Origin of the sequence: Christiangramia portivictoriae DSM 23547 (genome assembly GCF_000423045.1) — a bacterium.
Taxonomy (GTDB): domain Bacteria; phylum Bacteroidota; class Bacteroidia; order Flavobacteriales; family Flavobacteriaceae; genus Christiangramia; species Christiangramia portivictoriae.
The window spans coordinates 469882-494018 of sequence record NZ_AUHF01000001.1; the positions used below are offsets into that span (position 1 = coordinate 469882).

The 24137-nt window shown below is 41.2% G+C and carries 25 protein-coding genes; 13 read left to right on the plus strand and 12 right to left on the minus strand.

Features of this window, described 5'->3' with window-relative positions:
• Genes G529_RS0102270 through G529_RS0102295 form a run of 6 tightly spaced genes read left to right on the plus strand, consistent with a single transcriptional unit; the run spans nucleotide 1 to nucleotide 4379 of the window.
• Complete coding sequence (locus tag G529_RS0102270) at nucleotides 1-498, plus strand: rhodanese-like domain-containing protein (RefSeq protein WP_026913988.1); 498 nt, start codon at nucleotides 1-3, stop codon at nucleotides 496-498.
• On the plus strand, nucleotides 499-1113 hold the full coding sequence (locus tag G529_RS0102275; protein WP_026913989.1) for a TIGR04282 family arsenosugar biosynthesis glycosyltransferase: 615 nt from the start codon (nucleotides 499-501) through the stop codon (nucleotides 1111-1113). It abuts the gene before it with no gap.
• Complete coding sequence (locus G529_RS0102280) at nucleotides 1103-1915, plus strand: purine-nucleoside phosphorylase (protein ID WP_026913990.1); 813 nt, start codon at nucleotides 1103-1105, stop codon at nucleotides 1913-1915. The genes G529_RS0102275 and G529_RS0102280 overlap by 11 nt, the downstream gene beginning before the upstream one ends.
• Nucleotides 1916-2884 carry an arsenosugar biosynthesis arsenite methyltransferase ArsM gene (gene arsM, locus G529_RS0102285; RefSeq protein WP_026913991.1) on the plus strand — a complete coding sequence of 323 codons (969 nt, stop codon included), beginning with the start codon at nucleotides 1916-1918 and terminating at the stop codon, nucleotides 2882-2884.
• A 14-nt stretch (nucleotides 2885-2898) separates the two neighbouring features.
• On the plus strand, nucleotides 2899-3687 hold the full coding sequence (locus G529_RS0102290) for a DUF547 domain-containing protein (protein WP_026913992.1): 789 nt from the start codon (nucleotides 2899-2901) through the stop codon (nucleotides 3685-3687).
• Between the two features lie 5 nt (nucleotides 3688-3692).
• Entirely contained in the window at nucleotides 3693-4379 is a 687-nt protein-coding gene (locus G529_RS0102295; protein WP_026913993.1) for a TIGR04283 family arsenosugar biosynthesis glycosyltransferase, read from the plus strand.
• Here G529_RS0102295 and G529_RS0102300 read toward each other — a convergent pair.
• The gene (locus G529_RS0102300) at nucleotides 4369-5397 is read right to left on the minus strand and encodes a glycoside hydrolase family 113 (protein ID WP_035695400.1); all 1029 of its coding nucleotides are present in this window, start codon (nucleotides 5395-5397) and stop codon (nucleotides 4369-4371) included. The genes G529_RS0102295 and G529_RS0102300 overlap by 11 nt on opposite strands.
• Before the next feature lie 95 nt (nucleotides 5398-5492).
• Here G529_RS0102300 and G529_RS0102305 point away from each other — a divergent pair, with 95 nt between their 5' ends.
• From G529_RS0102305 to G529_RS0102325, 5 genes are read left to right on the plus strand one after another with little or no spacing between them, the layout of a single operon-like run.
• Nucleotides 5493-6779 carry an NAD(P)/FAD-dependent oxidoreductase gene (locus tag G529_RS0102305; protein WP_026913995.1) on the plus strand — a complete coding sequence of 429 codons (1287 nt, stop codon included), beginning with the start codon at nucleotides 5493-5495 and terminating at the stop codon, nucleotides 6777-6779.
• On the plus strand, nucleotides 6779-8374 hold the full coding sequence (locus tag G529_RS0102310) for a 4Fe-4S binding protein (RefSeq protein ID WP_035695401.1): 1596 nt from the start codon (nucleotides 6779-6781) through the stop codon (nucleotides 8372-8374). The genes G529_RS0102305 and G529_RS0102310 overlap by 1 nt, the downstream gene beginning before the upstream one ends.
• A 55-nt stretch (nucleotides 8375-8429) precedes the next feature.
• Complete coding sequence (locus tag G529_RS0102315; protein WP_026913997.1) at nucleotides 8430-9122, plus strand: glycosyltransferase family 2 protein; 693 nt, start codon at nucleotides 8430-8432, stop codon at nucleotides 9120-9122.
• On the plus strand, nucleotides 9119-10594 hold the full coding sequence (locus G529_RS0102320) for a cellulose synthase family protein (protein ID WP_035695402.1): 1476 nt from the start codon (nucleotides 9119-9121) through the stop codon (nucleotides 10592-10594). The genes G529_RS0102315 and G529_RS0102320 overlap by 4 nt, the downstream gene beginning before the upstream one ends.
• Nucleotides 10595-10622: 28 nt before the next feature.
• Nucleotides 10623-11981: an MptA/MptB family glycosyltransferase gene (locus G529_RS0102325; protein ID WP_026913999.1), complete on the plus strand. Its 1359-nt coding sequence runs from the start codon at nucleotides 10623-10625 to the stop codon at nucleotides 11979-11981.
• On the opposite strand, the gene G529_RS0102330 is transcribed toward G529_RS0102325, so the two are convergent.
• The 9 genes from G529_RS0102330 to mvaD all read right to left on the minus strand — a co-directional run bounded on the left by G529_RS0102330 (nucleotide 11956) and on the right by mvaD (nucleotide 20736).
• Complete coding sequence (locus tag G529_RS0102330) at nucleotides 11956-12594, minus strand: lipid-A-disaccharide synthase N-terminal domain-containing protein (RefSeq protein WP_026914000.1); 639 nt, start codon at nucleotides 12592-12594, stop codon at nucleotides 11956-11958. The two genes, G529_RS0102325 and G529_RS0102330, sit on opposite strands and share 26 nt — an antisense overlap.
• A 1-nt stretch (nucleotide 12595) precedes the next feature.
• Nucleotides 12596-13174, minus strand: coding sequence for a hypothetical protein (locus G529_RS0102335; RefSeq protein ID WP_026914001.1), 579 nt, complete (start codon nucleotides 13172-13174; stop codon nucleotides 12596-12598).
• A gap of 81 nt (nucleotides 13175-13255) precedes the next feature.
• A complete protein-coding gene (locus tag G529_RS0102340) occupies nucleotides 13256-14227 on the minus strand; it encodes a deoxyhypusine synthase family protein (RefSeq protein ID WP_026914002.1) in 972 nt (323 codons plus the stop codon).
• Nucleotides 14220-15095 carry an agmatinase gene (gene speB, locus G529_RS0102345; protein ID WP_026914003.1) on the minus strand — a complete coding sequence of 292 codons (876 nt, stop codon included), beginning with the start codon at nucleotides 15093-15095 and terminating at the stop codon, nucleotides 14220-14222. Before speB ends, G529_RS0102340 begins: the two co-directional genes overlap by 8 nt.
• Nucleotides 15096-15148: 53 nt before the next feature.
• Nucleotides 15149-16552: an arginine decarboxylase gene (locus G529_RS0102350; protein ID WP_026914004.1), complete on the minus strand. Its 1404-nt coding sequence runs from the start codon at nucleotides 16550-16552 to the stop codon at nucleotides 15149-15151.
• A 277-nt stretch (nucleotides 16553-16829) separates the two neighbouring features.
• On the minus strand, nucleotides 16830-17669 hold the full coding sequence (locus G529_RS0102355; protein WP_026914005.1) for a pseudouridine synthase: 840 nt from the start codon (nucleotides 17667-17669) through the stop codon (nucleotides 16830-16832).
• A gap of 81 nt (nucleotides 17670-17750) precedes the next feature.
• Nucleotides 17751-18656: a geranylgeranylglycerol-phosphate geranylgeranyltransferase gene (locus tag G529_RS0102360; RefSeq protein WP_026914006.1), complete on the minus strand. Its 906-nt coding sequence runs from the start codon at nucleotides 18654-18656 to the stop codon at nucleotides 17751-17753.
• Nucleotides 18657-18666: 10 nt separating this feature from the next.
• Nucleotides 18667-19605 carry a mevalonate kinase family protein gene (locus G529_RS0102365; protein ID WP_026914007.1) on the minus strand — a complete coding sequence of 313 codons (939 nt, stop codon included), beginning with the start codon at nucleotides 19603-19605 and terminating at the stop codon, nucleotides 18667-18669.
• 48 nt (nucleotides 19606-19653) lie between these two features.
• The gene (mvaD, locus tag G529_RS0102370; protein WP_026914008.1) at nucleotides 19654-20736 is read right to left on the minus strand and encodes a diphosphomevalonate decarboxylase; all 1083 of its coding nucleotides are present in this window, start codon (nucleotides 20734-20736) and stop codon (nucleotides 19654-19656) included.
• A 95-nt stretch (nucleotides 20737-20831) separates the two neighbouring features.
• Between mvaD and G529_RS0102375 the strand changes: the two genes are divergently transcribed.
• Nucleotides 20832-21311, plus strand: coding sequence for a TspO/MBR family protein (locus G529_RS0102375; RefSeq protein WP_026914009.1), 480 nt, complete (start codon nucleotides 20832-20834; stop codon nucleotides 21309-21311).
• Here the strand turns inward: G529_RS0102375 and G529_RS0102380 are convergent.
• Together G529_RS0102380 and G529_RS0102385 are read right to left on the minus strand one after the other, a co-directional pair.
• A complete protein-coding gene (locus G529_RS0102380; protein ID WP_026914010.1) occupies nucleotides 21301-22509 on the minus strand; it encodes a BaiN/RdsA family NAD(P)/FAD-dependent oxidoreductase in 1209 nt (402 codons plus the stop codon). The two genes, G529_RS0102375 and G529_RS0102380, sit on opposite strands and share 11 nt — an antisense overlap.
• Before the next feature lie 45 nt (nucleotides 22510-22554).
• Nucleotides 22555-23268: a glycerophosphodiester phosphodiesterase gene (locus G529_RS0102385; protein WP_026914011.1), complete on the minus strand. Its 714-nt coding sequence runs from the start codon at nucleotides 23266-23268 to the stop codon at nucleotides 22555-22557.
• 192 nt (nucleotides 23269-23460) lie between these two features.
• Between G529_RS0102385 and G529_RS0102390 the strand changes: the two genes are divergently transcribed.
• On the plus strand, nucleotides 23461-23982 hold the full coding sequence (locus G529_RS0102390; RefSeq protein WP_026914012.1) for a DUF421 domain-containing protein: 522 nt from the start codon (nucleotides 23461-23463) through the stop codon (nucleotides 23980-23982).
• Nucleotides 23983-24137: the final 155 nt, after the last annotated feature.

A 24137-nucleotide genomic window follows, 5' to 3' on the forward strand; every position in this document is an offset into this window, starting at 1 on the left:
ATGAAAGTACAGGGGTTCGTATTCAGTTTTATCATGGTTTTGGCGACTTCTGTTTACAGCCAGAGTTCGCTGGATGAACTGTTGAAAAAATACAACTCCGGGGATGTTTCATACACTTCTGTAGAGCAATTGCGCATGGATCAATTAAATGATGAGGTGATCATCCTGGATGCCAGAGAACGTGAAGAATACCGCACCAGCCACCTTCGTAATTCCCGTTTTATAGGCTATGATCATGTAAACTTAAGCCTGCTGGATACGGTCTCCAGAGATAAAAAGATCGTGGTTTACTGCTCCATAGGCATCCGGTCTGAGAAGATCGCGCATAAAATTCAGGCTTTGGGATTTAAAGAAGTGAGAAATCTATACGGCGGTATCTTTGAATGGAAAAACGCCGGATTTCCAGTGTTTGATCAGGAAGAGATGGAAACCGAAAAAATTCATACTTTCTCAAAACACTGGTCAAAATATCTTAAAAATGGAGAAAAAATTTACTAAGTGTCTAAAGAAGATCTTTTAATCATATTTACGAAAAACCCAGTCCTAGGCAAGGTGAAAACCCGTCTCGCAAAGGGAATTGGTGATAACAAAGCCCTGGAAGTATATCAGTTTTTGCTGAAGCATACGAAGAAAGTAACCGAACAGCTTGATGTAGATAAGCAGGTTTATTACGCATGGAATATTGGTGAAAACGACATTTGGGAAGACCACTATTTTCAGAAAAGATTGCAGGTGGAAGGAGATCTGGGAGCGAAAATGGAAGCGGCATTTAAAGCTGGATTTTCTGAAGGTTACAGGAAAATTGTAATCATTGGAAGCGATCTTTATGACCTAGATGAATCAGATCTGGCAGCGGCCTTTACAGAACTTGAAACTCATGATCATGTGATTGGACCGGCAGAAGATGGTGGATACTATTTATTAGGAATGAAATCATTAAATTCGGCTTTATTCATCAATAAAGCCTGGAGTACTTCGAGTGTATTTGAGCAAAGTCTCCAGGATATGCAGGCTGGAACTTATAAAGTGCTGCCTCTTAAAAATGATATAGATACGGAGGAAGACATCAGGAATATTCCGGTATTTCAAAAAATTATTAATAATGACAGATAGAATAAACGAATCGGTTGATTACTTGAAATCCAAAGGATTCGGTGAACCGGAAGTTGGGATCATCTTGGGTACAGGATTAGGGAAACTACTGGAAGATGTTGAAATTGAAGCCACTGCGAGTTATAACCATATACCCTATTTTCCAACGGCCACAGTAGAGTTTCACAAGGGAAAATTAATCTTTGGAACCCTGGCAGGAAAAAAAGTGGTCATCATGCAAGGAAGATTTCATTTGTATGAAGGCTATAGTCTTTTTGATGTTACTTTTCCGGTAAGGGTCATGAAACGTTTGGGAATGAAACGCTTGCTGGTCTCAAATGCGTCTGGAGCGATTAACCTGGATTATGGTAAAGGTGAGTTAATGCTTATCGATGATCATATCAACCTTCAGGGCGGTTCCCCGCTGGCGTTCCATGGTGTTGAACATCTGGGAGAACGTTTTGTGGACATGAGCGAACCCTATGACAGGTCCATGAACGAGCAGTTCGAAAGCACAGCTCAGGAATTAGGGATCACATTGCACAAAGGGGTGTATGCATCGGTACTTGGTCCACAGCTGGAAACCCGTGCTGAATACCGGTATCTAAAGATCATTGGTGCAGATGCCGTTGGAATGAGTACAGTGCCGGAAGTGATCGTTGCCAATCATTTGGGAATCCCTGTTTCAGCAATTTCGGTAATCACAGATAAAGGGGATCCAGACAATCTCGAAAAAGTAGATATTCAGGAAATTCTGGCGATGGCTGCCAAGGCAGAGCCAGATATGGTCAAATTATTTAAAGAGTTACTAAAGAAATTATAGATGAGTTATTTAGAGATCACTAAAGATGTATATCGTGAAGCTGCGCTTACGCCAGATGTTGGATTATGCTGCACCACAAACCCAATTTGGGAACTTCCGGGATTAAAGATTCCGAAGATCATGCAGGAGATGAATTACGGTTGTGGTTCCACAGTACATGCCCGGGATCTGACAAATAATCCGCGTACACTTTACGTAGGAGTTGGCGGCGGAATGGAACTTTTACAGTTCGCTTACTTTTCCAGAATGAAATCTGGAGTGGTTGGAGTAGACGTGGTAGATGAAATGCTGGAAGCTTCCCGTAAGAACTTCGTGGAGGCTGAGGCACAGAATCCATGGTTTAAGTCTGAATTTGTAGATCTTAGAAAAGGAGATGCTACAGCTTTACCAGTAGAAGATAACTCTATAGATGTCGCCGCACAGAACTGTCTCTTCAATATTTTCAAAACTGAAGAGCTTACTCAGGCTCTAAATGAGATGTATCGGGTGCTGAAGCCACACGGTAGGCTTGTGATGAGCGATCCAACCTGTGAGCAGGAAATGAACGATGAGCTTAGAAATGATGAGCGACTAAGGGCACTTTGTCTTTCAGGAAGCCTGAGCATCAAAGACTATGTAAAAGCACTTACCGATGCTGGTTTTGGAACTATTGAGATCAGGGCCAGAAAGCCTTATAGAATTCTGGATCCCAAAAATTATCCTACAGAGGAATTGATCTATATCGAATCTATTGAAGTAGCAGCAATTAAAGATCCAATGCCAGAGGACGGGCCATGCATCTTTACTGGTAAAGCTGCGATCTATTATGGAGACGAAGATCATTTTGATGATCAGAAAGGACATATTTTACTAAAGAACCAGCCCATTGCAATTTGTGATAAAACTGCAGGCGCGCTGGCAGATCTTGGAAGAGATGATATTTACATTAGCGAGTCCACCTGGCATTACGATGGTGGTGGGTGCTGCTAATAAATTTTAATATTATGAAGAAAGTATTTTTAAGTTTCCTGATCCTGGTTTCAGGGGCATTCATTTGTCAATCCTGTAACCTTATTTCAAGTGCAGGGTTTAATAGTAAAGGGCTGCCCACTCCAGACGCTGCAAATACTTCTGCAGCTGCCGAGCAAAAAGTAGATCATTCTAGTTGGGATAAACTTCTGAAAAAGCATGTATCTAGCGACGGAATGGTAGATTATAAGGGTTTCCAGAAAGACCGTGCTGCACTTGACGATTATCTGAAGATGCTATCTTCCATGCAGCCAGATGATTCCTGGAATCGCGACCAGCTTCTGGCATATTATATCAATCTTTATAATGCGTATACGGTGGATCTAATCCTTCGGAATTATCCAGTGAAGAGTATCAAAGATATTTCCGGAGCATGGACAAAGGAGTTCGTTAGAATTGGGGACAAGGAAATCTCACTCGGTGCTATTGAAAACAGCTTGTTGCGAAAAATGGATGAGCCCAGAATTCACTTTGCGATCAATTGCGCATCGATAAGCTGCCCCAAACTTATGAATGAAGCGTACACTAGCGAGAATATCGAGAAGCAGCTGGAGAAAGCTACGAATGAATTTATCAATTCAGATAAGAATGACATTTCGGCTTCCCAGCTGAAGCTTTCGTCGATCTTTGACTGGTATAAGAAAGATTTTACTGAGGATGGTTCTTTGACCGAGTACGTTAACCAATATTCAGAAGTGAAGATCAACTCCAATGCCCGGGTAGAGTATAAGAATTACGACTGGAACCTGAACGAAGCAAAATAAATTCTGTGATAAGTATCATTATCCCGGTCTATAATGAAGAGAAGCAGCTTCCGGCTTTGCTGGAATACCTGGAAACTGCTTCTTCTTTTCATATTCGGGAAATACTTGTTGTCGATGGAGGAAGTACAGATGGAACTTCACGTATTGCCAGTGAACACCCTAAGGTTACTTATCATTTATCTGAAAAAGGCCGGGCAGTTCAAATGAATTTTGGTGCTGGAAAAGCCATTGGCGAACTACTATATTTCCTGCATGCCGATAGTTTTCCACCAGAAAATTTTGATAAACTAATCATGAAAGCTGTCGAAAATGGTCATGACTGTGGTTGTTTTCAAATGCGTTTCGATAAGAACCACTGGTGGCTGAATTTAATGGGGTTTTTCACGAAATTCAATCATCTTTCATGTAGGGGAGGAGACCAATCACTTTTTGTAACCAGCAAACTTTTCCATAGGCTTCAGGGATTTGATGAAAGTTATACGGTTTATGAAGACAACGAATTTATCAAGCGTCTTTATAAGCATGCTTCTTTTACGGTGATCAAGAAATGGCTTACGACCTCTGCACGTTTATACGATCGCATGGGAGTTTGGAAAACACAGAAATTATTTCTCGAAATCTACTGGAAAAGAAGATTTGGCGCTACGGCTGAAGATCTACGCTCTCACTATTACAAGCGGGTTAATTCCTGAAACTGCTATAAAACTCTTTTATCACCTTTTCCGCAGGTTTGTTTTGAGGAGTGAACCTGGAATTTTCGAGTCCGCCACTACCGGTTTCCTGATGCCATTTCCAGAGAAAACCGCCGGCAAACCAGTCTTTGGACCATATTTGATCAAAAATCACACGATACGCATTTGCCTGTAAATTAAAATTGAGACCGGGATGTTCCCTTTCAGAATTCCAGGGAGTTTTCAAAGTGAAATCAATACTTCTATACCCAAATTCTGTAAAGATGATTTGCTTGCTGAATTTTTCAGATACGGTTTCAAGTGAATTAAGATGAGGTTCCCAGCCTTTTTTTATCTGATCAGTTTCTGGTGAAGCTTCTGTGCTAATAGGAAAATAAGCGTCCACGCCTATATAATCCAGCTCATTCCATATTGTAGTTTGATCAAATTTATCCCAGTTTTCAGCATAGGTGATCTGCCCGCTGTATATCGCTCTTACTTCGGAAATGAGGCGATTCCAGAAAGCTGGCCTGTTGCTTACAAAATTGAAAAGTTCGGTTCCAATACAGAGAAGTTCCACATCAAGTTCTTCTGAAATTTCAGCATATAGAAGAATGAATTCAGCATAAGAATCTTCGAATTGTTTCCAGTCTACTTCAGTTTCAAATTGCAAATCTCCGGTAAAGCCGCCATTCCTGATCCAGATCTGAGGTTTGACCATGATCTTTAAATTGCGCTCTCTTAATTTTGAGACAGTATGTTCAATACCTTCCTGTCGTTCCCCAAACCACTGTCTTTTTATGTTAAATCTTAGCTGGGGATCTTCCTGGTCGGGTAGAAAAGCGAATGGCATCAGGGCAATGTAATTCGCTTCAGTTTCAGCTACATAATCAGCTTCGGTGTCAAGTATAGAGTCCCGGGAAGCCACGAGACTAATTCCATTCATTTTTGATTCCGGCAATTTTGTTTGACAGGATGCTGTAAGTAAACCGACCATTAAAAAGATCTGAAATATGATAAGTGCCGATTTCCACTGCATGTTTGCGTTATTTATTACCTAAGATATTGGGTTTGTAGTAATTTTCAGCTTATTTTACTAAATACCTTGCCGTTCGCAGCAAATTATAAAATTATATGGAGCATATCGTTATCATAGGAAATGGAATCGCTGGTATCACCGCTGCCCGGCATATTAGAAAAGCTTCAGACTGCAGGATCACCGTAATTTCCGGGGAATCAGACTATTTTTTCTCGCGTACCGCCTTGATGTATGTCTATATGGGACATATGAAGTGGGATCATTTGAAGCCTTATGAAGACTGGTTCTGGGAAAAAAATCGAATAGAACTCATAAATGCCTGGGTTGATCATATAGATTTTAAGAATAAAGAGCTTGGTTTTTCTTCCAGGGAAACATTGCGCTACGACAAACTTATTCTGGCCACCGGTTCCTTGCCGAATCGTTTTGGCTGGCCGGGAGAAGATCTTGATGGCGTACAGGGAATGGTCACTAAGCAGGACCTGGAAAAGCTGGAGGAAAGAACTTCTGGTATTCATCACGCTGTGGTTATTGGCGGCGGACTCATTGGTGTTGAGCTCGCAGAAATGCTGCATACGCGCAAAATTCCGGTCACTTTGCTGGTGAGGGAAAATGGCTTTTGGAGCAGTGTATTACCGCCGCAGGATGCAAAGATGATCTCTGAGCATATCCTTGCGCATGGAATAGACCTGAGGCATGAAACAGAGCTTGAAGAGGTTCTTGGAGATGAACAAGGCAGGGTTAGGGCAATAAGGACTACATCTGGCGAAGAGATCCCCTGCGAATTTGTGGGTCTTTGCGCGGGTGTAAGACCAAACATAAAATTTCTGGAGTCCCTGGATATTGAAACCCACAAAGGCATTCTGGTCAACGAATTTCTGGAGACCAGTGTTCCCGATGTTTATGCCATTGGAGACTGTGCCCAGCAGAAAAAAGCCATAGGACTACGAAAACCTGTGGAGGCAGTTTGGTATACCGGTAGGATCATGGGCGAAACTGTAGCGCAGACGGTTACTGGAACCAGAACTTCCTACCAACCTGGAAACTGGTTCAATTCAGCCAAATTTTTTGATATCGAATATCAAACATATGGCTGGGTTTTTAATAAACCGGGTCTAAATGAGCAGCATTTTCACTGGCAGCATGAAAGTGGAGAAAAGGCGATTACCATCGCTTTCGACACTGAAACTGGAAAGTTTAAGGGCATTAATACCTTCGGAATAAGAATGCGACAGAAAGTTTTTGATAGATGGCTAAATGAAGAGAAGACGATCACGCATGTCCTGTCAAACCTAAAAGCAGCTAATTTCGATCCAGAATTTTACGAGCGTCATGAAGCTGAAATCTTTAAATACTTTACCAAAAATTTACAAAATACTTGATGAGTAGAATAGAACAAAACATGTCTGTAACCGGGGAGGCTGCAGCAACTCTAAATACAGGACAGAAATTGGCAAGTTTCCTCGGGATGTCTGGTCTAATCATCCTTTGTCTGGCTGCCTTCAATCTTAATTTTCCCAATAAAGTTTTGTGGTTAAGTATCGCTTTGGGATCCATCATTGCTGGAATTTGTTGGTTCGCCCAGGCAACATATTCCGGTAGGCCTGCGGGTATCAAGAACGACGGTGTCTGGTTTAAAAGCATGACCAGTCGCGGCTACCTGGCTTATCTTACCGGTCTTGGTTTGACCGGGTTTTATATTTTGCTCTATTTCTACCCCGAGTATCTTGGTTTAAGAGCACAAGGAGATAACGTAGGATTGATCGCTCTTTTTGATCCTTTAAGTTATCTGCTTAGTGGTAATCCAGCAAGCCAGTGGTTTGTGTATGGAACTTTATATACGATCGCTATCCTGGCTTTCGGAGTAAAGTTCTTATGGAAATACAGGCATAATCGCTATGAAAAACTGAGAACTTACAGTGTCATGTTCTTTCAGCTAGCTTTCGCATTCCTTATTCCCGAATTCATGTCCAGGCTTAACGATGATGGCATGAACCTGCCTTACTACGACCTAAAGAACATCTGGCCACTTAATTATTACAATTTCGAGCAATACAGGATAGATGGTTTTCTTTCTTCCGGAGATATAGGTCTTGCCCTGCTGATCTTTGGGGTAGTTTCAATTTTTGTGATTACGCCTATACTAACCTATAAATATGGGAAAAGATGGTACTGCAGTTGGGTATGCGGTTGTGGCGGCCTCGCTGAAACTGCCGGTGATCCTTATCGCCAGCTTTCAGATAAAAGTCTTTTTGCCTGGAAAGTTGAACGATGGGTGGTACATAGCGTGCTGGTATTCGTGGTTTTGATGACAACAGCGGTCGTTTACAGCTACCTTGGTTACGATTCATCAAAATACTGGCTTACAAGAGATGTTTTCCTTATTGGGGTTGGGGTTTTTCTAAGCCTCTTGTTTGCAGCGATCTGGTATTTCAAAAGACAAGAATTACAAAAAGATGCCCGTTATGGAGCGATAGGCTACCTGGTAATCATCCTAGGATTGATCGCTTTTCATTACTTCAGCGGGCAGAACTTATTTTTGTTCAATGCCGAAAATTTGCGCCAGGCCTACGGATTCCTGATAGGGTCTATTTTTAGCGGAGTCATAGGTACCGGTTTTTATCCAATTTTCGGGAACAGAGTCTGGTGTCGGTTTGGTTGTCCTATGGCAGCTATTTTGGGAATGCAGCAACGCTTATTTTCAAAATTCAGAATTACAACCAACGGAGGGCAGTGTATTTCGTGCGGAAATTGCTCAACCTATTGTGAAATGGGGATCGATGTACGTGCCTATGCGCAAAAAGGGGAGAACATTGTTCGATCCAGTTGTGTTGGCTGCGGAATTTGCTCTGCCGTTTGTCCCAGAGGTGTTCTCAAACTTGAAAATGGTTCTACCAATAACCGAATTACTACTGAAAATGGGGTTGTTGGAGAAAATGTAGATCTTTTGGATCTTCTGAAGCAGAAAAGCCTATAATTTGTAAGGAGTTCTCCTATTTTCGCACTTCTTAAGCTGAACTGAATAATTACGCATGCATTCTTCCATCAAAGTAATCATTCCAGCCTATAACGAAGCCGATTCAATAGGTTTAGTGATCAATGACATTCCTGACATCGTGGAGGAAGTGATCGTGGTTAGTAACAATTCTACAGATGCTACGGAAGCTAATGCTGCCGCTGCAGGTGCAACCGTACTTCGGGAGCCTCGAAAAGGCTATGGCTATGCCTGCTTAAAAGGAATGCAATACATCTCTGAACAGTCGGCTAAACCGGATATTATTGTCTTTCTGGATGGCGATTATTCCGATTATCCTTCAGAATTGGTCAGGATCATTCAGCCAATCATCGAAGAAGACAAAGATTTTGTAGTAGGAGCAAGGGTAAAGGAATGGCGTGAACCTGGTTCCATGACCTTTCCGCAGATCTTTGGAAACTGGCTGGCAACAAGTTTGATGAGACTGTTCTTCAGCTCCACATTTACAGATCTTGGACCATTCCGGGCGATCAAATATCCAAAATTGCTTCAGCTGGAAATGGAAGACAAAACCTATGGCTGGACGGTAGAAATGCAGTTAAAGGCGCTTCGGAAAAATTTAAAATATGCTGAAATCCCGGTACATTATCGAAACAGGATCGGGGTATCCAAAGTTTCAGGAACACTTAAAGGTGCTATCTTTGCAGGTGTGAAAATTTTGGGATGGATCTTCAAATACAGTTTTAAATGATAGACCTGCTGGTGATCATACTTTACACACTCGCGTTGCTGGTTATCTTTATCTACAGCCTTTCGCAGCTACATCTTTTGATCAATTATTTCAAGGCTTTAAAATCAAATGATACTGCGAGTAAATTTAATTTTGAAGGCAGTGATGCCTATCCATATGTAACCATACAATTACCACTTTATAATGAAGCCTATGTGGTGGAGCGTTTGCTGAAGAATATTTCAAAGGTCGACTATCCCAGGGAGAAGCTGGAAATTCAGGTACTTGATGATTCTACTGATGATTCTGTACATATTACTTCCTTGCTGGTACAGCAGCTCAGGCAGGAAGGATTGGATATTCAGCATATTCGACGTAAAACACGTACTGGTTTTAAGGCCGGCGCCCTGAAAGAAGGTCTGGAGATCGCCCGCGGGGAATATATTGCTGTATTCGATTCAGATTTTGTACCGGGCAAAAACTGGCTGAAACAAACATTGCCTTATTTCAAGAATCCGCGTATCGGGGTGGTTCAAACCCGTTGGGGACATCTAAACCGTGATTATTCGTTGCTTACCAGGATACAGGCTTTCGCGCTTGATTTTCACTTTATCATGGAACAGACCGGAAGAAATTTTGGGCGTAATTTTATCAATTTTAACGGTACGGCGGGAATATGGAGAAAAGAATGCATTCTGGATGCCGGAAACTGGAGTGGTGATACGCTTACTGAAGATCTGGATCTAAGTTACAGGGCACAGATGAAAAAATGGGAATTCAAATACCTTGAACATGTTGAAACTCCGGCCGAATTGCCTGTGGTAATCAGTGCCGCACGGAGTCAGCAGTTTCGATGGAACAAAGGTGCTGCAGAGAATTTCAGGAAAAACTACGGTAAACTTTTAAGAGATAGATCTGCATCCTTTAGTACAAAATTTCATGGATTTTTTCATCTTTTGAACTCCAGTATGTTTTTGATCGTATTGTTTCTTGCGGTGCTTAGTCTGCCGGTACTTTATATCAAGAATTCCAATCCGGCTTTCGACTGGTATTTCAATCTGGTCGCAGTTTTTGCCTTGAGTACACTCATCTTTTTTCTTTGTTACTATGTGGCCTGGTCAAGAATTCATGGAAAGGGTTTCAGATCATTTTTAAGGTTTGTAGGAATGTTTCTAACCTTTTTTTCCATAGCCATGGGATTTTCAGTTCATAATTCCCTGGCTGTGCTGGAAGGTCATCTCGGGAAACGTTCAGAATTTATAAGAACACCAAAGTTCAACATAGCCGAAGGTGGAGGTAAATGGAAAGGGAACAAATACCTGTCTGGTAAGTTTTCCAGAAATGTGATTATTGAAGGCTTGCTATTCCTGTATTTTGGATTTGCCATTTATAGTGCTTTCAGACTTCAGGAGTTCGGACTCATCATTTTCCACCTGATGTTGTTCGCCGGTTTTGGTTTTGTTTTCCTGAAAAGCTTAAAGTCTGAAGTTTAATTAACTTAGCCGCAAATCCACATTTTTAATGGATCTGAAATTGCTCAGGTTTTACAAAATCCCTATTCTAATAGCGCTGTCCTGTATTGCCTTTTACTGGACTTTTGCCTATACTTTGGTACGGGAGGATTTTGGGCGGCTAGTGATGCTTTATGCTGCCTTAAGTTTCCTGAGTTATAAGTTATATCAGTTACTAAGGCACAACTTCAAATACCTGGTCATTATCGCGATCATTTTCAGACTGCTCTTTTTATTTGCACTTCCAGAACTTTCCCAGGATTATTTCAGGTTTATCTGGGATGGACAGCTCATCAACGCCGGCATTAATCCATATCAATTTATTCCTTCGGAAATTTCCGAAGAACTTAAATTTCCAAATACTGAAGTTTTGCTGGATGGGATGGGAAGTCTGAGTGCGGGACATTATTCCAATTATCCGCCTGTAAATCAATCGATCTTTGCGATTTCGTCCTGGCTCGGAAATTCCAGCCAACTGCTCACCGTGATGTTTCTAAGGACATTCATCATTCTGGCCGATCTGGGAACCATATTTTTTGGGGCACGCTTACTTACAAATCTCGGGCTTTCGAAGGACAGAATCTTCCTTTATATTCTTAATCCATTCATTATTATAGAAATGACCGGGAATTTGCATTTTGAGTCGGTCATGGTGTTTTTCCTGGTCTGGTCACTTTATTTATTACAGCAGCAGCGCTGGTTAAGCTCTGCGATAGTACTGGGTTTATCTGTTTCGGTGAAGCTGCTGCCGCTGCTTTTTCTGCCACTTTTTCTAAACTTTTTTCTGAAGAACCCAAAGCTTTCTTTTGCGAAATTGATTGGTTTCTACAGCCTGGTAATACTAACGCTGGTATTCTCTTTCATTCCATTCTATTCTGAAGAAGTGCTGGCGAATTTTATGGCGAGCGTAGGATTATGGTTTGGTAAATTTGAATTTAATGCTTCCATATATTACCTGGTAAGATGGATAGGTTATCAGGTGAAAGGTTATAATATCATCGAAACTGCAGGCAGGATCTTACCGCTAATAACGATCGGTGCGGTATTGTTGCTCACATTTCAAAGAAATCATACATCGATGCAAAGTTTGATCAAAGGCATGTTATTAGGTGTTTCTGTTTACCTGCTGCTTTCTACTACAGTTCATCCCTGGTATCTGGCGATTCCACTTTTACTGAGTGTATTTACGAGTTGGAGATATATGCTTATCTGGTCCCTGGTGGTCATTCTAAGTTATTCGGCCTATTCTAATGCTGATTATAATGAGAACCTATGGCTGGTAGCCTTAGAATATATCGTGGTGATAGGCTATTTCCTGTATGAACTTTTTCTTCAGAAAAGCATTAAGCCTGTGGATCGGGTTTATTAGATTTTTTCAGAAGATAGATATCGCGCATATAGATGAGTGCGCCAAAAAAATGCGCTGCCATAAGCACCGGGTCTTCACGGAAAATTCCATAAGTGAAAAGCAGGCTGGAACCAATTAAACTAAGGATCCAGAAACCAAGCGGTAGTGAAGATTCCTGATTAACTTCAGAATAATACCACTGGTAAAAAAATCTTGAGGTGTATACGATCTGAGCTACCAGACCTAAAGCGATGATCCATCCGGCAATATCTTCAGACCTGAGGACATCATCCCAGGTTTGTGTGCCAAAAAACGTGATGTAGGCCGCAATCGCAAAAGGGAAAATAATGACCAGGCCTTTGAAGAAAATATTCCTGTTCTTCCATTCATTCATTAAGAACAGGTTTCTCCAGTATACACCATATATCAAAAACTGTCCTAGCATGATCGCAAAATCATCCCGTAAATAACCATAGGTAAACAACAGGATAGAGGCCAGTAGGCTCAGTTTCCAGAATAACACCGGGGTTTCAACTTCTTTGGATTTTTCAGAAAGAAACCATTGGCTTATCAGCCTTGCGCTGAATAACAGCTGCGCTAAAAAACCTATTGCAAATATTGGCCAGTTCTCCATTTTAGTTATTCATTCTTTTAAGGATCTTCTTTAAACTATTTTTCATCATAGATTGAGCACTTACAGAGAATGCAAAATCCTTACTATCATCAGGAACTTTCAACTCAGACCGTACATGGCTGTGATAAACACTAACTTTTTCATTTAAATTAATGATTTCCAGCGATACCTTGGTCACATTGGCCTCACCAGGATCGATATTTCCTATTTGTATAGATCCAAGATCGTCTGCAGGCTTTTCAGCCTTGATATTAATGAAATAGTCATAACCTTTTACTCTTGAAGCCAATTGCTCAAGATCTTCCGCTGAACTATTGAAACCAGGCCTTGGGTTGATCAGGGTTACCGGAGTGTTCTGTATGCTTACAAGTTTTCTGTTTGGGATACGATCTTCTAATTTGTCAAAAACCATCTCTCGTAATTCCATCCGTACGCTTTCCGGTGCATCAATAACATTCAGCAAATAGGAGCCTTCAGGAAAGCTGTATGCTTTCTGGGATAAACCCGAAAACATATAACTGGGTGTATTGCAGGACTGCAGTATAAAAGCGAGGATTAGAAAAAGAGCAGTTTTCTTCATGATATTAAAAACAGAAAAGCTGCTCAATAATAGGCAATTTCGCCATTTGAGCAGCTTTCACGTAAGGTAATTCTTTGTTAATTACATATCCAGAAGATAGGCAAATATAAGAGGTGCCACGATGGTTGCGTCGCTTTCGATAATATGTTTAGGGGTGTTGATGTCCAGTTTTCCCCAGGTGATCTTCTCATTGGGAACCGCACCAGAGTATGATCCATAACTGGTAGTAGAATCTGAGATCTGGCAGAAGTAGCTCCAGAATGGAGTCTCTGTTCGCTCCATATCCTGGTAGAGCATAGGAACCACGCAAATTGGGAAATCTCCGGCTATACCACCGCCAATCTGGAAGAAACCTATCCCATTATCAGAATTTTCAGTATACCAGTCGGCAAGGAAGGTCATATATTCTATTCCAGATTTCATCGTACTCGCCTTCAGTTCACCTTTAAGTACGTAAGAGGCGAAAATATTCCCTAAGGTAGAATCTTCCCATCCCGGTACCACCATAGGCAGGTTCTTTTCCGCAGCAGCATACATCCAGGAATCTTTTAAGTCGATCTCATAATGCTCTTCCATCACGCCGCTAAGCAAGAGTTTGTGTAAAAATTCATGAGGGAAATAACGTTCCCCTTTTTCCTCAGCATCTTTCCAGATCTTGAAAATATGATCCTGAATTCTTCTAAAAGCTTCTTCTTCAGGAATACAGGTGTCGGTCACCCGGTTCAAACCTTTCTCCAGCAGATCCCACTCATCCTGAGCGGTAAGATCGCGATAATTTGGAACCCGCTTATAATGAGAGTGTGCTACCAGGTTCATAACATCCTCTTCCAGGTTTGCGCCGGTACAGGAAACAATATGAACTTTATCCTGGCGAATCATCTCGGCAAAGATCTTTCCTATCTCTGCAGTACTCATTGCCCCGGCAAGGGAAACAAGCATCTTGGAACCGCCTTGCAGCTGCTTCTCATAATCTTTTGCAGCATCTACTAACGCTGCCGCATTAAAATGCAGGTAATATTTTTCTATGAATTGTGAAATATGTCCTTTACTCATCTTCGTCTTCTTCGGTAAAATTTTGGTATTTAAATTTGTAGCTCAACATTTTATAGTAAAGTTTTGCCGCCAGAAAATCTGAAGATTTTTCCTTTTGATCCGGGCATAGCTCTACGATATCAAATCCTACTACATTCTTTTTCTTAAAGGTTGTTTTAAGGAATTCCAGGGTTTCGTACCAGAATAATCCACCTGGCTCCGGAGTCCCGGTGGAAGGCATGATACTGGGATCGAATGCGTCCAGATCTATGGTAATGAATACATTGGGCGTCATTTGTCCAATAGCATCATCCTGCCAGTCCTCGTAAAGATCATGAGCGAAATATACCTGGTTTTCGTCCATGTGTTCTTTTTCTGAAATATCCATGGAGCGAATTCCTATCTGGATAAGATTGGTATTCTTGCTTGCTTCATGAAGAGCACAGGCGTGGTTGCAGGTACTGCCCTCGTACTCTGGTCTAAGATCTGCATGAGCATCCAGTTGGACTACCGTAAGGTCTGAGAAAGATTCATTAAAAGCCTTGATGCTTCCAATTGAAACCGAATGTTCGCCGCCAAACAAGGTTACAAATTTCTCCTGTTTGATATAGTTCTTCGTGGTTTTATAAACCGCTTCCACCATTTTTTCCGGAGAAGAATCCTCGGTCACCGGAGGTGCCAGGTAAATACCCTTTTTGTAAACCTCGGTATTGGTTTCGATGTCATAAAGCTCCATGTTTTCTGAAGCGTCTAAAAATGCGTCCGGACCTTTATCGGCACCTTTTTGCCAGGTACTGGTTCCATCATACGGCACAGGAATCAATACCACTTTTGCTTCGTCTATACGAGCATATTTGTCTGGTATCCCGGCGTAATTCTTTTTGCTCATGGCTAATTGAATTGTTTAGTTAGTTGTTTGTTAGTTGATTAAAGGTATAAATTTTAATTATTTCTATCATAGCCAAGAATACTCAGCATATCTTCAGAATTCTGTTGTTCACTGAAGAGCCTTGTTGTGATTTGGTCCTTCTCATCCCTGTCTATCAGGATATGTTTAGGCTGCGGAATCAGGCAGTGCTGTAAACCGCCAAATCCTCCAATCGTATCCTGGTAAGCTCCTGTATTAAAGAATCCAATATATAAAGGCTTCTCTTTTTTAAACTTCGGAAGATAGATCGCGTTGGTATGCTGTTCAGAATTATAATAATCGTCACTATCGCAGGTAAGGCCGCCAAGTAAAACGCGCTCATACTCGTCATTCCACCTATTAACGGCCAGCATGACAAATTTCTTGCTGATAGCCCAGGTGTCTGGCAAAGTAGTAATGAACGAAGAATTGATCATATTCCACTTTTCACGGTCATTCTGCTGCTTCTGGTATAAAACCTCATAGATCGCCCCTCCACTTTCACCAACTGTAAAACTTCCAAATTCAGTAAAAATGTTTGGAACGTCTACACCAGCTTCTTCACAGGTTAATTTGATCTGGTTAATGATCTCATCTACCATATAGGCATAATCATAATCGAACGCCAGAGAATTCTTGATTGGAAATCCACCACCAATGTTCAGGCTATCCAGGCTTGGACAAAGCTTCTTCAAATTGGTGTATACTTTCAAACACTTGTTTAATTCATTCCAGTAATAAGCCGTATCGCGAATCCCGGTGTTAATGAAAAAGTGAAGCATCTTCAGGTCTACCTGGTCGTTATCCTTCAGTTGTTTATGGAAAAAAGGAACAATATTCTTGTAGCCAATTCCCAGTCTTGATGTATAGAACTCAAATTTTGGCTCTTCTTCCGAAGCAATTCTAATCCCTACCTGGAACTTTCCATTTACTTTTTCTGAAAGTAGATCCAGTTCTTCATAATTATCGATCACTGGGATACACTTCTGGTGACCGCCATTGATCAGCCTGCTGATATTTTCTACATACTGATCTCTTTTGAAACCATTGCAGATCACCCAATGGTCGTTGGTGATCTTTCCTGCTGTTTTCAGCTTTTCGACAATATTAATGTCGAAAGCTGAAGATGTTTCGATATGGATATCATTTCTTAGCGCTTCCTTGAGAACATGTTCAAAATGGGAGCTTTTTGTGCAATAGCAGTAGTTGTAAGTACCCTGATAATTGTGTTTTTCCAGGGCGGCCTTGAACCAGCCTTTTGCCCGGTTTATATTCTGAGATATTTTCGGCAGGTATGTGAACTTGAGCGGAGCACCATACTGCTCTACAAGTTTCATAAGGTCGATATCATGAAATTTCAACTCGGTTCCTTCCAGAGTAAATTCTTCCTGTGGAAAGTAATAGGTCTGGTCAATGAGGTCGCTGTACTTTGTATTCAATTTGCGTAAATGATTTTAAGGCTAAAAATTAGATAATAATTGATAGGGTCAAAAAGATCGACTAATAAATTAATGTTAAGATAAGAGATTGGCTCGTTCCACGATGTAACGATAGATATCTGATCGTCATGGAGTTGCGCTGCTGAAGACCTTTCAGCTAATAAAAAAGCAGTTCTATTCAATTACCTATTAATCGACAGGAAGCCAGTGAAAACCCTCTGACTTTTGACGTGGTAAATGTATTTAAAAAATTAAAATGGAAAAGCGAAAAAATGAATTAGTGCATCCCAAGGTTGATAACCTCCTGTTCGGTAAGGTTTCTGGTGCGTCCGCGCGACAGATCTTTCTTGGTAAGCCCCCCAAACACCACACGGTCCAGGCTTTCTACATCGTATCCCAAACTTTTAAATATCCTGGTTACAATATGCTCTTTAATGCTATATAGTTCGATCCCAACTTCTGTATGTGGTTTATCGTCGATAAAACTAATGCTGGTCACGATCACTTTGGAACCTTCCAGAAAAACTCCTTTCTCAATAGAGGCGAGATCTTCGCGGGATAATGGTTTACTTAGAGTTACATGGTAGATCTGGCGAATACCATTTTTAGGTTTTGCCAGTTTTTTAGCAAGAGTTCCATCATTGGTGAATAGCAAAAGACCCTTGGCCTGGTTGTCCAGTTTGCCAACCGGGCTAACCCTGGCGCTGGTTACTTTGGAGACAAGCTCCATGACAGTTTTACCACCTTTTTCAGGATTTCCGGTGACAAAAAAACCGGCTGGTTTATTCAGCAATATGTATTGTGGTTTTTCCGGGTTGATGCGGCGACCATCAAAACGAACATCATCTTCAAGTTTTACGCGGTAACCCATTTCGGTAACAGATTTCCCGTTTACCGTCACATTACCTGCTGCAATGTACATATCTGCATCTCTACGCGAGCAAATTCCGGCATTGGCGATATACTTATTCAAACGAATACCATCGGTATTGGAAAGCGGACTCTTCTCCATTTTTGGTTTTACCGGTGCATTCCCACGTGCGTGAGATTTTTTCCTGGTACCACCACCTTGTCTGCCACTGTTCTTACCACCTGAAGATCTATCGTTTCTGCTCATTGCCAAAATTTTTGCAAAGATACGTTATCCCGCCTAGGGATACTAAGTATTTGAGAAAACTTTTAAGATGAGGCTTTTACCTTAAAAAACCCGGTTGAGCACTTCCTGCAGATCAATAAGTAGAATACTGAAAACCCCTACCACAATGATCAGTTTTAAAATATTATGCAATAGAAGGTATTGCCATTTTGCTTTGCTGAAGTATAAAAGCAGAAGAAAAATGCCGAGTAAGAGCAGCGAGGTATAAAAATAATAGTTCATATAACCTGTCTTGAATTGAGTGATCAACAGGTAAATAGGAATGATAGCAAGGACAGTGCAGACTGCAAGGCAGAATTTGCTCCATCGTTCCCCATAAACAAGTGGTATGGTACGGTAATTCTGGGCGAGATCCCCCTGCATGTTTTCCAGGTCTTTTACCAGTTCGCGCATAAGGATCATTAGATAAAGAAATGTTGCGTGAATGAATATCACGGTCTCAAAATTCCTGTAATAGACGAAGATCACAAAAAATGGAGTGATCGCAAGCACAGAAGCAACCAGGTTTCCAAAGAAAAGGATCTTTTTCAAACGATGTGAATACAGCCAGATCACGAAAATATAGATACTGAAAAATACTACCGCTTTAAATGACACATAGCTGGCAAAAATGATTGCCGCGAAATTCAGAATGAAATAGACCGATAATTTTGTACGCTGACTAACCACTCTGTCCAGCATTGTCTTTTTTGGCCGGTTTATAAGGTCTTTTTCACTATCGTAAAAGTTATTGATAATATATCCTGAAGCGATCACCGTAGAGGAAGCGAGGATTAGAAAAAAGAGATTTGCATCAAAGAATACTTCCCTTAATGGCTTATCTGGGGCCAGTATAAATGCAGATGTAAGATACTGAGCGAGGACGACCACTAAAATATTATATCCCCTAACTACAGAAAATAGACTGAGTATCTTCAGCAGCAGGCGCTTTTTCGCGATCCCTGGCATAAAATTGAGTTTAGAAGTTGTAAACTACTTCCAGGTTGTATCCTTTAAGTGATTTTCTTGCTTTTTCGATATCTTCAGTAAAGCCCAAGATATAACCTCCGCCACCAGAACCACAAAGTTTCAGGTAGTAATCATTGGTTTCAATTCCTTTTTGCCACAGCTTATGGAACTGCGCAGGGATCATTGGTTTGAAGTTATCCAGTACGGTATGAGATAATTTTTTCACATTCTTGAAAAGTGATTTTACATCCCCTTTCAGGAAGTCATCCACACAGGCGTCTGTCTGGGTGACGAATTGATCTTTCAGCATTTTTCTGAAAGGTTCCTGCTTCATGTTTTCCATGAAGATACTTACCATTGGCGCCGTATCTCCGGTAATTCCACTGTCTAATAGAAAAACAGCTCCTGTTCCATTTTCGGTTTGAGAAGGGATACCTGCAGGTTCAATATTCTCTTTGGAATTGATCAGGATTGGAATGCTCAAATATGAGTTTAGCGGATCCAGTCCTGAGGATTTTCCGTGGAAGAATGACTCCATTTCTCCAAAAATCTTCTTCAGCTTTAATAATTTGTCCCGGGTAAGATTTTCCAGAACGGTGATCTTATCTTGGGCATATTTATCATAAATAGCGGCAACCAATGCACCACTACTACCAACGCCATAACCTTGAGGAATACTGGAATCAAAATACATTCCGCTGGAAATATCAGTCTTGAGCGCTTCCATATCGAACTGTACAAGCTCCGGGTTGTTTTCCTGAAGTGCTTCGAGGTACGCAGCAAACTTACGCAGATTGGCGTTCGATTTTTTCGCCTGTTCCGTATCATTGTCAGACAACTTCAAGGCGCCGTTATAGAAATTATAAGGAATCGATAAACCTTTGGAATCTTTGATGATCCCGTATTCTCCGAAGAGAAGAATTTTTGAGTAAAATAAAGGTCCTTTCATAAGCATTCAGGTTCAGTCGTCAGAAATGTGGGTGCAAACTTGTTAAAATTACAATTTTTTTGCGCCATTCCCAACCTGGTCGCAAATATAGTGTCCATTCTCACAATACGCAACTAACTCATTCTTAATGAACTCTAAAACTTTAGAAGCGTGATTCTCAGGATATAGCAAATGTACGTTGGCGCCCGCATCAAGGGTGAAACAAGCGGGAATACCAGTGTCTTTTCTAAATTTCCAGATCCTGTTAATGATTTCCAGCGTGTTGGGTTTCATCAGGATAAAATACGGCTGACTACTCATCATCATGGCATGAAGTGTCAATGCTTCACTTTCCACGATTTTTATGAATTCTGAATAGTCCCCAGATTTCAGGACAGGCAATAGCTTGCTTAAATTGCGGTGTGCCTGCAGGAAGCGTTCTTCAGCAAAGGGATGTCCATGCATTAGATCATGACCAACCGTACTGCTAACCTGCTTTTCACCTTTATCTACCAGTAAAATGGTGTCCTGGAAATTCTGAAAATTTTCATGTAGTTCATCTTCATACTTAACGGCAAAAAGATCTGACGAGCTCTCAACATCATTGTGTTTTCCCCAGATCATAAGATCGCCCTGGATACTTCTGGAGGCACTGCCGGATCCAAGACGGGCCAGGAAGGATGCTTTTCTTTGGAAATGTTCTTCACTCATTCCGGGATCCAGCTGTCGTTCAAGATCCATGATGCAAAGAGCAAGGGCGCTCATCCCCGAAGCAGAAGATGCAATCCCACTGCTGTGTGGAAAGCTGTTTTCACTTCTAATGGTAAACCTGTAATCATTTAAATAAGGGCAATATTGCTGAATCCGTTCAAAGAATTTCTGGATTTTTGGTTTAAAATCCACTTTGGGTTTGTCCTCAAAATAGAAATCGAACTCAAAACTGTCAGATTTATCCTCTTTCTTCTGAAATTCCAGGCTTGTGATGGACCTGCAATTATCTAGTGTAAAGCTAATGGATGGATTTGCAGGAATTTGATGTTCTTTTTTTCCCCAGTATTTCACCAGGGCTATATTACTCGGGGATTGCCAGCTCACCTTACCAGAAACAATTTCATTTGAAAACATGGGGGGAACAAATTCCGGATGCGTCATTCTGAAAATTTTTTCCAAAGTTAAACTTTATGTAAAGATCTGAAGTGGTTCGCTTTTAAATTAATTGCTAAATTAGAGGGAGTAACCAACCAGATATGACCACAAAACTTCTCATGCGGAGCACTTTTGCGGTAGGCATTTGTCTTGTCTTCGGTCTTCTTGGTGCGATCGCTATACAAACAGGAGTATCAGGCTGGTATTCTGGCCTGCAGAAACCCCTGTTCCATATAAAGCAAGAAACATTAAGCTGGATCTGGCTTGTAATGTATGTGTTACTCGGTATCGCTGCCGGAATTGTGTGGAGTAAAGGTTTTTATCACAAATGGGTCAAAACAGCGCTTTATCATTTCGGGTTTCAGTTGTTTCTAAACGGCTTTTGGTTCCTTCTATTCTTCGCTCTAAAACGACCAGGCCTGGCACTGCTGGATCTTGCTCTTCTTTTTGTAGTCACGCTTATAACTATAAGGTGGTTTAAAATTGTGAGCAGTACAGCTGCATACCTGCTTATTCCATATGCATTGTGGGTGCTACTTTCGCTTGTTTTCAATTTTGAGATCTGGCGCCTTAACTCATAGCTTGCGCTGCAAGAAATCCTCCTGTCCAGGCATTCTGAAAATTAAATCCTCCGGTGATCGCATCTATATTTAGTATTTCTCCAGCGAAGTACAGGTTTGGATGAATTTTACTTTCAAAGGTTTTGAAATCTATTTCTTTCAGGTCAATTCCTCCGGCGGTGACAAATTCTTCTTTAAAAGTACTTTTTCCATTTACCTGGAATACCGCTGCAGTAAGTTGCCCGCCAAGTTTTGATAATTGCTGTTTGTTAAGGTCTGCCCATTTGCTATCCTGGGAAATTCCGGAAGCAAGCACAAGGCTGTGCCAAAGTCTTTTAGGAAGGTCGAATTGTGATCTTTTGTAAACCTGCTGCCTGGAATGTTCCTGTTTCAAATCTTTCAAAGTTTCTATGATAGACAGTTCATTTTCACCGGGAATCCAGTTCACTTTGACGCTGAATTTATACTGAAGTTCATGCAAAGCCCTCGCTCCCCACGCCGAAAGCTTTAAAATGGCGGGACCGCTAAATCCCCAATGAGTTATAAGCAATGGACCATCGCTGCTAAGTCTGGCTTCGGGAATTTCTAATTCTGCATCCAGGGCGATACCGGGAAGATCTTTAATCCTGTCATCCTTACTATTAAAGGTAAAAAGAGATGGAACCGCGTCTACAATGGAATGTCCGCTATTTTCCAGGAGATTCCAGATCTTCGAGTTGCTTCCGGTGGCGAGCATTAATTTTTCGCAATTATATGCAGCGCCTGAAGTCTCGATCTTCCATTGATTTTCTTCAGAATAAAATCTTTTCAAAGTCTCCCCGGTGCGAACTTCAATATTCAATTTAGCGCATTGCTTTCTGAAGCATTCAATGATGGTTTCCGAAGAATCTGTCACCGGGAACATGCGTCCGTCTTCTTCGGTTTTAAGGGAAACACCTCGCTGCTCGAACCAACCAATCGTTTCACCAGTCATGAATTTGTGAAAAGGCCCTCGCAGTTCCTTGCTTCCGCGGGGATATTTGCGAACCAGTTCAGCCGGAGTGAATTCGGCATGGGTGACATTACAACGGCCACCGCCGGATATTCGAACCTTATTCAATACATCCTTTCCTCTTTCCAGAATAAGAACTTTCAGAGACCTGTTGTTTTCAGCAATATTGATCGCTGTAAAAAAACCTGCTGCCCCGCCACCTACGATGATCCTGTCAAAATATTCCAAACCTGAACTGTTTAATGGCAAAAATAAACAACTAACACTTAGTACCTAGACTTGCAACAATTTTACGGGATCCTTCAATCGATCTGGAAAGTCTGAAATGATTCCGTCAACGCCAAAATCGATCATTCTAAGGATGTCGTTTACTTCATTCACCGTCCACACGTTTACCTGAAAACCTTGGTCCTGGCAAAGTTTTGTGTTGTCTCTGGTAATAATTCCTACAGAAGGGTGTATCGCCACCGCATCCAGTTTCTTTCCAAGCTCTATCGCTTCGGGAACACTGGCTTTGCTCAGAACCGCCAGGGGTATCCTGGAATTGATCTTTCTGACTTCGAATAATTCATTTTTTTGAAAACTGGAAACCAGAAAGCTGCCATACTCCCAGTTTTCCTTTTCAACTTTATCTTTGATTATTTCTGAAACCGCTCTCGCAGTATTCCTGCCTTTCAGCTCAATATTGATCTGGCATTTATTTTCGATAAGTTCAAGCACCTGGAGAAGGGTTGGGATCCTGAACCTTTCCTCAATAAGCATTTCCTGTAATTGGGAACTGGTTTTTTTAGCAATTTCCCCGCTGCCGTCAGTAGTCCTGTCCAGAGTAAAGTCGTGAATCACGTATAACTCGCCACTAGCGCACCGGTGAACATCAATTTCAATCATATCTACACCCAGATCGATCGCTTTTGCAATACTTTCGAGAGTATTTTCAGCAAGGTGAGCCTTTGCACCACGATGGCCAATTTTATTGATTTTTCCCATACTTCAATTTAGAGTTTAATGACTTTCCCTGAAAGTTTAGCGGTTTAGCTACAAACTTCGGAAATTTAGAAATGATTATGACGGCTTAACATTTAATTAAAGAAAAGCCGGGCTAAATTGAATTTCAATTAAAATCTGGCAAGTCAACTACAGCATATTCCTGCTCATGCCGGCCTAAAAAACTTACAATATATGGATAAGTGGTTCGCTTTCGACATCCCTTCTTTTATAGCAATCATACTCACTGCGGTAGGTATTTATATTGCGGTCATCATCTTTACGCGAATTGCCGGAAAAAGAAGTTTTTCCAAGATGTCCAGTTTTGACTTTGCCATGACCGTTGCCCTTGGTTCCATGGTAGCTACTACCGTTTTAAGTAAAAGTGTGAGTTTGTGGGAAGGTGTTGTTGGTATTGGAGCGATTTATGTACTGCAACTTTTCGTAGCGATCCTTCGTAGATTTCAAATTGTGCAAAATACTGTGGATAATGGTCCTTTGATGCTCATGGATGGACAAACAGTACTTCATGAAAACTTAAAAAAAGCCCGTGTGACCGAGGCTGATCTTCGTTCCAAATTAAGGGAGGCAAATGTGATAAGGCTCAAGGAGGTTAGAGCCGTGGTTTTCGAAGCTACCGGAGATATCTCTGTTTTACATACCGATAAAGACAACGAAGAACTGGAGGATTATTTGTACAAAGACGTTTCAAAGTAAGAGTCTATGGATCAGGTTATACTCAGAACTTAGTGATAATTTTGGTAGTATTTCTAAATTCACCCTATTATTCTGAAATTAGCTGATGAAACCAGGCATTATGAGCGCATGGTAGATACGGACCGGAAATTCCTGTTCCTTTAATGAGTTTACAA